The sequence below is a fragment of the Mesorhizobium sp. M2C.T.Ca.TU.002.02.1.1 genome (assembly GCF_003997225.1).
The window spans coordinates 1-8033 of the sequence record NZ_RZTO01000222.1; the positions used below are offsets into that span (position 1 = coordinate 1).

The 8033-nt window shown below is 65.0% G+C and carries 7 protein-coding genes; 2 read left to right on the forward strand and 5 right to left on the reverse strand.

Annotated elements, in window-relative coordinates:
* Positions 1-55: 55 nt before the first annotated feature.
* From EOD07_RS14145 to EOD07_RS14155, 3 genes are read right to left on the reverse strand one after another with little or no spacing between them, the layout of a single operon-like run.
* The gene (locus EOD07_RS14145; RefSeq protein WP_127235912.1) at positions 56-1204 is read right to left on the reverse strand and encodes a dihydrodipicolinate synthase family protein; all 1149 of its coding nucleotides are present in this window, start codon (positions 1202-1204) and stop codon (positions 56-58) included.
* Between the two features lie 27 nt (positions 1205-1231).
* Positions 1232-2014, reverse strand: coding sequence for a 3-ketoacyl-ACP reductase (locus tag EOD07_RS14150; protein WP_041005950.1), 783 nt, complete (start codon positions 2012-2014; stop codon positions 1232-1234).
* The gene (locus tag EOD07_RS14155; protein ID WP_127235913.1) at positions 2011-3156 is read right to left on the reverse strand and encodes an acyl-CoA dehydrogenase family protein; all 1146 of its coding nucleotides are present in this window, start codon (positions 3154-3156) and stop codon (positions 2011-2013) included. Before EOD07_RS14155 ends, EOD07_RS14150 begins: the two co-directional genes overlap by 4 nt.
* Positions 3157-3315: 159 nt before the next feature.
* Between EOD07_RS14155 and EOD07_RS14160 the strand changes: the two genes are divergently transcribed.
* Positions 3316-4332: an aldo/keto reductase gene (locus EOD07_RS14160; protein WP_127235914.1), complete on the forward strand. Its 1017-nt coding sequence runs from the start codon at positions 3316-3318 to the stop codon at positions 4330-4332.
* A complete protein-coding gene (locus tag EOD07_RS14165; RefSeq protein ID WP_127235915.1) occupies positions 4329-4808 on the forward strand; it encodes a MaoC family dehydratase in 480 nt (159 codons plus the stop codon). Before EOD07_RS14160 ends, EOD07_RS14165 begins: the two co-directional genes overlap by 4 nt.
* 80 nt (positions 4809-4888) lie before the next feature.
* Here EOD07_RS14165 and EOD07_RS14170 read toward each other — a convergent pair whose 3' ends face one another.
* Complete coding sequence (locus EOD07_RS14170; RefSeq protein ID WP_164772242.1) at positions 4889-5395, reverse strand: sarcosine oxidase subunit gamma; 507 nt, start codon at positions 5393-5395, stop codon at positions 4889-4891.
* Positions 5388-8033, reverse strand: a 2646-nt coding sequence (locus EOD07_RS14175) for an FAD-dependent oxidoreductase (RefSeq protein ID WP_127235917.1), incomplete at its 5' end; no start/stop codon positions are given. The genes EOD07_RS14175 and EOD07_RS14170, both read right to left, overlap by 8 nt.

Here is an 8033-nt window from a genome sequence, read left to right on the forward strand (position 1 = left end):
GCCGTATTGAGTGCCAGCGCGGAATGGTTCCTCGAGAAGTCACGCATGGTCCTGGTCAGAGGCCATAAAGAGCAAACAGCTTGCGCATGCGCGCGGCGGCCAGTTCGGGATCGACCAAAAGGCCGCATCCGTCGGCCAGCTTGAACACCTCCACGAAATAGGGCAGCGGCCGCATCGACTGAGCGCCCCCCAGCATAATGAAATGATCCTGGAACCCGTTCAGCCAGGCAAGGAACACGACCCCCGTCTTGTAGTATTGGGTGGGCGCTCGAAAGATCAGGCGCGCGAGCGGCACCGTCGGATCCAGCGTGGCGTGGAACCCTTGGATATCGCCCCGGCCGAGCCGGTCGATGGCGTAGGCGGCGGCCTGCGCCAGGGGATCGAAGATACCAAGAAGGGCATGCGAGAATCCCTGCTCGTCGCCCGCGATCAGCTCCGGATAATTGAAGTCGTCGCCGGTATACATCTTCACGCCGGCGGGCAGACGGCGGCGCATCGTGATTTCCTTCTCCTTGTCGAGGAGCGAAATCTTGATGCCGTCGATCCTGGCGGTGTTGTTTCCGATAATCGCCAATACCGTTTCGAGCGCATCCTCGAAGCAGCCAGCCCCCCAATAGCCCTTGAGGGCCGGATCGAACATCTCTCCCAGCCAGTGCAGGATCACCGGACGGTCGCAGCGCGCAAGCACGTCGCCATAGACCGAAACATAGTCGTCCGGCGAACGCGCCACGGCCGCCAGCGCCCGGCTGGCCATCACGATCAATCTGCCGCCGACCTTCTGGATGGCCTCGATCTGCTCGAAATAGGCTCGACGGACATCGTCGAGCGTGCGCGCATCGGCAGGTCCGAGCTGATCGGTGCCGGCGCCGTTGAAGACGAGCGCGTCAGGCAGCTCGCTCCTGGTCCTGCGGATCAACTCCAAGGCCGAAGGCCAGTCGAGACCCATGCCACGCTGCGCGGTGTCCATTGCTTCGGCAATGCCCAGGCCGAGCCCGTGAAGGTGACGCCTGAATGCGATCGTTGTCTTCCAGTCGATGGCGGGGCGGTCGCCGGGATCGCTGGCGCTGAAAGGATCCGCCACGACATGGGCCGCCGACAGCGCGGTACGTGGCGCATCGAGCGGCAATCGCGCGGCCGGAATCGTTTTGTCCTGAAGCCGGTAGTCGGAAAGTCTGCCCATGCTATCCGGCAGCTGGATGATCATAGCGTTCTCCCTGGCGTTGCGCCGCCGTCAGAACCGCGGGACCAGCATGCCCGCATCGACGGCAATGACATGGCCGGTCGTATATGGCAGCTCGCCCGTGGCGAGCGTCGCCATGACGCGACCGACATCCTCCGGTTTGCCGAGGCGGCGGATCAATGTCAGCCCTTCGTCGTCGATGCGGCGCTGGTAAGTCTCGCTGACCGCCCTGGTCATGGCCGTTTCGATCAGACCAGGCCTGATGTCGTAGACGGCGATGTTCTCGCGGCCAAGGCGGACGGCGAAGACCTGACTGACCATCGCGGATCCGGCCTTGGACACGCAATATTCGGCGCGCGGCTCCGCCACCGCCGTAGCATTGGAGGAAGAGACGTTGATCAGGCTGTAGAAGCGACCGTCATCGCGCTTGCGGGCAAGCAGCCGCCTGGCCCAGCGCTGCGACAGGAAGAACTGCGCCTTCGTGTTGATTGCCTGACAGCGGTCATAGCTCTCCTCCGTCACGTCGAGCGGGTCGCCGCGCGAGATGACCGACACGCCGGCATTGTTGATCAGCGTTGACAGCGGCCCGATGACGGCCTCGGCCGCGTCGAGCATACTCTCGTGGCCGCCCAGATCGGCGACGTCGCCCGCGACACGCGCGACCGGAACGCCGAGGGCGGCGACAGCGGCTTCGGCGGATTTCAGTTCCTCGTCATCGGCCGGACCGTTGAGCGCCACGCCGAATCCGCGCCGGGCGAGCTCCAACGCAGCCGCCAGCCCGATGCCGCGGCTCGATCCGGTGACAAAAGCCGCATGACGCGATCCCGCAGTCATGCCCGGGCTCCATGCTTGAGGAGCTCGCGGGCGATGATCATGCGCTGGATCTGGTTGGTGCCTTCATAGATCTGCGTGATCTTGGCGTCCCGGTAGAGGCGTTCGACCTCGAAGCCGCGTATGTAGCCGGAGCCGCCGAAGACCTGCACGGCATCGGCAGTGCGCGCCACGGCTATGTCTCCCGCAAAACATTTGGCGATCGAGCAGGCCTTGGTTGCATTTTCCCCTGCGTCGATCTTCTCGGCGGCGCTGCGAACGAGCAGACGGGCCGCCTCGATGTCCTTTGCCATGTCGGCAAGCAGCCACTGCACGCCCTGAAAATCGGCGATCGCCTTGCCGAACTGGCGCCGCTGCTGCGCATAGTCGACCGCCGCCTCGAGACCCGCCTGCGCGATGCCGACGGCCAGCGAGGCAATGCCGACACGCCCCTTGTCCAGCACGCTCATCATCATGTGGAAACCACGGCCTTCTTCGCCCAGCAGCGCTTCAGGACCCAGGACGACATCGTTGAAATTGAGCGCGCCGACCTGGCTGGCTCGCTGACCCATCTTATGTTCCTTCGGCCCGCGCTCTATTCCCCTGGAGTGCAGATCGACGATGAAGATCGACATGCCGCGATGACCCGCGTCCTTGTCGGTGCGCGCCAGCACGAAACCGACGTCGGCGACGGGCGCGTTGTGGATCCAGATCTTGCCGCCGTTCAGCCGCCATCCGTCCCCGTCGCGCGTCGCGGTGGTGCGTATCCCGGAAACATCGGTGCCGGCCTCTGGCTCGGTGATACAGTAGGCGGCCTTCTTCTCGGCGCGCATGGTTGGACCCAGCCACTGCTGCCGCTGCGCCTCGGTGCCATGCTGGACAAGCAAGGTGCTGATCAGCTCGACGAGGCCGCACTGATCGGCGACGGATGCATAGCCACGCGACAGTTCCTCCATCACCAGCGCATAGGTGAGCGTGTCGAAGCCGGGACCGCCCATGGCCTCCGGAACGCCGATACCGAAGAGGCCGAGCTCGCCCATCTGCTCATATATTTCGGCAGGAAAGCGCTCGTCCCGATCAAGCGCCTCGGCAACCGGACGAATGACATCCTCGGCAAACTGGCGCGCCATCTCGCGCACCTGCTGCTGCGTTTCGCTCAGCGGCACGATCGACCTCCCTATGTAACTATCTAGTTACTCCTACGCCGGAATCGTCGCCGGCGTCAAGCTGCGGACTTCGCATCGCGACGCGTTGCCGCTACAAGCACTTGCGGCGGCGCCTGAATTTAACTAGAAATAACCAGATGGTTACTAAGGGAGGATACTATGAAGCCGTCTGACAAGCGCGTATTCGGCCGGTCCGGCCTCAACGTCACAGCCTTCGCGTTCGGAACCGCTCCGATCGGCAATTTCCTTCAGCCGATAGACGAGCAGACCGCGGATGCGATGATCCAGACCGCGTGGGATGCGGGCGTGCGCTTCTACGACACAGCGCCGATGTACGGTCACGGCCTTTCGGAACTGCGGGCCGGGCATTCGCTTCGGTGGAAGAAGCGCGACGAGTTCGTCCTCGCCAGCAAGGTGGGCCGGGTGCTGAAACCGGCAAAGCGCTCGCAGATCGATTTCGCGCCATGGTCGAACGCCGCGCCTAACACCATGAATTTCGACTACTCCTACGACGGCACCATGCGGTCGTTCGAAGACTCGCTGCAGCGCCTGGCGCTCGAACACATCGACATGCTTTTCATCCACGACATCGATCGGTTCACCCGTGGCGACGAGCAGCCGGAAGTCTTCCGGCAGGCGATGGATGGCTGCTGGCGGGCGTTGGAGAAACTGCGTTCGCAAGGCATCGTGAAGGCGATCGGCGTTGGGGTCAACGAATGGCAGGTCTGTCACGAGGCCCTGAAGCAGCGCGACTTCGACTGCTTCCTGCTGGCGGGCCGCTATACGCTGCTCGAACAGGAAGCCCTCGACGAGTTCCTGCCGCTTTGCGTCGAGCGCGGCGCAGCGGTGCTAGTCGGTGGGGGCTTCAATTCCGGCATCCTGGCCACAGGTGCCGTTCCAGGCGCAAAGTACAATTATTCACCGGCGCCAAAGCCCATCATGGAGAAAGTGGCAAAAATCGAGGAGGTCTGCCGCGCGCATGGCGTGCCGCGGCCGGCCGCCGCCTTGCAGTTCGTGGTGGCGCATCCGGCCATCCCCTCCTTCTGCGCCGGCACCCGAACCGTCCAGCAGCTCGAGCAGAACCTGGCCTGGTTCAGCTACCCTATCCCTGGCGATTTCTGGCAAGAGCTGAAGAAAAAGGGACTGTTGCGAGAGGACGCTCCGGTGCCGGCATGAGCGTCGACAACAGCGGAAAATCGCTCACGGGCTTCGGGTTGAGCTATGAGGACGTTGAGGTCGGCGATCATTTCGAGACGTATTCCAGGGAAGTAACGGCGGCCGTCATAGAAGCGTTCGCGGAAATGACCGGTGACCGGTTCGAAATCCATATGAGCGATGAGGCGGCGCTTCGGCATGGCTTCCCGGCGCGCGTGGCGCATGGCCTGCTTGTGCTGTCTCTTATCGATGGGCTGAAGAACAATGCCGTTGCCCGGTTCCGGGCGGTAGCCTCGCTCGGCTGGACATGGCGGTTTTCAGCCCCGGTGCTCGCCGGAGACACCATCAAAGCCGAGGTGACGGTCGCCGACAAGCGGACCACTCGCAATCCCGCCCGCGCGATCCTTCGGCTGCGTTTCGTCGTTCGCAATCAGCGCGGACGGGCCATACAGGAAGGCGAGAACGAGCTGATGATTTATCGGCGAGACATGGCTTGAGAGAGCCCGCTCCCGCCCCAGAATGGCCTGAGCAGTGTCGGCGCTTCGCACCGCCTTCGAGCCTCAGCGGCGGCGGCTGGTCATTTCACTTCAAATATCTCGGGAGCGGCTATGTCCGTCAGCCAACCGACCAGACTTTGCGCAAAGCTACGCGGCGCAAGGATATCGCAAGCGTCGGCTGCGGTGCGCAAGAGAAGCACCGGTACGTGATGGAAGCCGGTCTGCAACACGCTTCCCGGCTTCGCTTGCGATGAATCCCAGTCGATCGCGACGCAGGCTTTCAGGATGTCGAAGCTGCGCGGACCGCTAAGCCTCAGCCGCATCCTGCTTTCGCCGAGCGACAGCGAGCAGCCAAGGGCCGGATCGATCCTCAAGCGTGGCTGCGATCCATCGTCCGCAATCAGCCAGTACCGGCGCGGTGCGATACGAACCATGAGCCAGCCGCCGACGGATACGGCCTCGCCGAAGGCCGTCGGCGGCGCGGCGCCCAACTGGCGCGACAGCTCGGCCTCGAATGCGGCTTGCGTGTCGGGCCAGGCCTCGAGCTGGACGATCGTGCAAGCCTCGACAGACACGGTTTCAACCATGGAGCCGCTCTCCCTCCGGATCGAGAAAGACCGGCGAGACGACATGAGCGCGGACGGCCTCGTTCTTCATCCTGTGGACTGCCACCACTTCCTCCCCCACGCCCACGTCGCCAGCGAGCAGCGCGAGACCGACATACCCTCCCAGCGTCGGGCTGTATGTCACCGAGGTGACGCGGCCGCGGCCGTGTCCCTGCCGGGTTTCGCCCTGCTTGAAAAGAATGGCGCCGCCGCTCAGTCGCGTTTCCGCCTCCAGGCATCTCAGCCCGACCAAGCGCTGGCGGTTCGGCTCGCCAAGCGCGGGACGGCGGCGAAGCACGTCGCCGACGAAGCCGGAGCGCTTTCCTATCATGCGGCCAAGGCCCAGATCGTCGTGCGTCGTGCGGCCGTCGATCTCGGGGCCGGCGACATGGCCCTTCTCGACACGCAGTGCGCCCAGCGCCTCGACTCCATAAGGCCTGAGCCCGAATGACTCTCCTACCTCGACAAGCCGACGCCAGGCGCCCTCGCCCGCGCTCGCGCCAACATAGACCTCGTAAGCCTGCTCGCCGGAATAGCTCAGCCGGATGATCCGCAGCGCGCGCCCGTCGAACTCGCCTTCGATGAAGCCCATATGCGGCAGGGCCTCGTTGGAGAGGTCGAGCGCGGGAAGGGTGGCGGCGAGGACCTCGCGGCTCCTTGGTCCGGCGACCGACATCGCCGCCCATTCGTCGGTCACCGAGGTGACGGCGACGCGCAGGTCCGGCCAGGCGATGTCGAGCAGGAATTCCAGCCGCGACATCACGTCGGCCGCCTTGGCGGTCGATGTCGTCATGAAGAAGCGGTGCTCGCCAAGCCTGGTCGTGGTGCCGTCGTCGAAGACGATACCGTCGTCACGCAGCATGACGCCATAGCGCGCCCGCCCGATTGCCAGTTTGGCGAAACCGTTTGCGTAGACCCGGTCGAGCAGCGTGGCGGCATCGGGACCTTGAATGTCGATCTTGCCCAGGGTCGAGATGTCCATCAGCCCGGCGGCCTCGCGCACGAAACGCATCTCCGCGACATAGGCTTCGTTCACGTCCGGGCCGGCGCCGCGATAGAAATAGGGTCGCACCCAGAGACCGACCTCCAGCATGTCGGCGCCGTTGGCGACATGCCAGTCATGCATCGGCGTGCGGCGGGTCGGCTTGAAATGATGGCCGACGGCGCGCCCGGCAAGCGCGCCGATCGCGACCGGCGTATAGGGCGGCCTGAAAGTGGTCGTGCCCGTCTCGGGAATGGTCGCGTCGCGTAGGGCCGCCATGGCCGAGAGCGCAGCGAAATTGCTGGTCTTGCCCTGGTCCGTGCCCATGCCGAGCGTGGTGTAGCGCTTCAGATGCTCGACCGATTGGTAGCCCTCGCGATGCGCAAGCGCGATGTCACCGGTGGTGACATCCATCTGGATGTCGACGAAGGCCTTGCCGCGCGCCGGCGGGACAGTACGGAACGCAGCCGCGGGCAGCTCCGTGGATTGAAGCGCGAGAGCGGCCGGCACGGGCTTCGTCTTTCCGCATGACGCGGCTGCCTCGATGCCGGCGCGATGGCCGGTCTCGATCGCTTCCGCCATGGTGTAACCACCGACCACGGAACCGGCGCCGAACTGGCCGGCCGCGAAGGCGCCGGGAACAAAGCCGTCGATGTCCTCGCGATAGACCGGCTTGACGCCAAGCTGCGAGGTGAGATGCACCGTCGGCGACCAGCCGCCGGAAACGCAGACCAGGTCGCAGTCGACCTCGGTCTTCGCGCCCGCACCCGCAAGCCTGGCCGCCTTGACCGCACGGCCGCCGCTGAGGTCGGCGATGTGTGTGCCGGCATGAACGGCGATCCCCAGGCGCGAAGCTTCCGCCTGCAGAGCGGGCGCAAGCGTGGCCCGCATATCCGCGACGGTGACCTGCGCTCCCGCAGCGGCGAGATCGAAGGCGGTGCGCCAGGCGCCGTCATTCGCGGTGGCGACCACGGCCTTCCTTCCAGGCAGGACGGCGAAGCGGTTGACATAGGTCCTGACCGCCGATGCAAGCATCACGCCCGGACGGTCATTGTTGGAAAACACCAGCGGCCGCTCGATCGCGCCGCTGGCAAAGACGATCGCGCCGGCGCGCAGGATCGTGAACGTCTGACGGGCCTGGCCAGCAACCTGTGCATCGTCCCGTCGCTCGACAAGGCCAAGCACCTTGCCATCGTAAAGGCCGACGGCGGTCGTCCGCGCCATGAGGCTGACGGTTCCGAAACCCTTGAGTTCGGTTTCCACCCCTTGCAGCCAGGCCGCGGCCTCCGAGCCGGGGCGTTCGGACAGGAGCTGGCCGCCGAGCAAAAAATTCTGCTCGATCAGCGCCACCCTCGCCCCGGCGTTCGCCGCGGCGCGCGCGGCCGACAGGCCCGCCGGGCCGCCGCCGACAATGGCGACGTCGGCGAAGGCGTGGCGAACCTCGTAGCGGTCGGGATCCGGCTCCAGGGCGGCCTTGCCGAGCCCGGCCGCCTTGCGGATGAAATGCTCGTAGAACATCCAGGCGCGGCGGGTCGGACCCATGAAGGTCTTGTAGTAGAAGCCCGCGGACAAGAACGGCGCGAACAGGCTGTTGAGGCTCTGCACGTCGAAGGCAAGCGAAGGCCACCGGTTCTGGCT

Excerpts from the sequence above, each read along its gene's own strand:
- EOD07_RS14145 (WP_127235912.1), bottom strand. The coding sequence starts at position 1,204 with ATGATCATCCAGCTGCCGGATAGCATGGGCAGACTTTCCGACTACCGG.
- EOD07_RS14150 (WP_041005950.1), bottom strand. The coding sequence starts at position 2,014 with ATGACTGCGGGATCGCGTCATGCGGCTTTTGTCACCGGATCGAGCCGC.
- EOD07_RS14160 (WP_127235914.1), top strand. The coding sequence starts at position 3,316 with ATGAAGCCGTCTGACAAGCGCGTATTCGGCCGGTCCGGCCTCAACGTC.
- EOD07_RS14165 (WP_127235915.1), top strand. The coding sequence starts at position 4,329 with ATGAGCGTCGACAACAGCGGAAAATCGCTCACGGGCTTCGGGTTGAGC.
- EOD07_RS14170 (WP_164772242.1), bottom strand. The coding sequence starts at position 5,395 with ATGGTTGAAACCGTGTCTGTCGAGGCTTGCACGATCGTCCAGCTCGAG.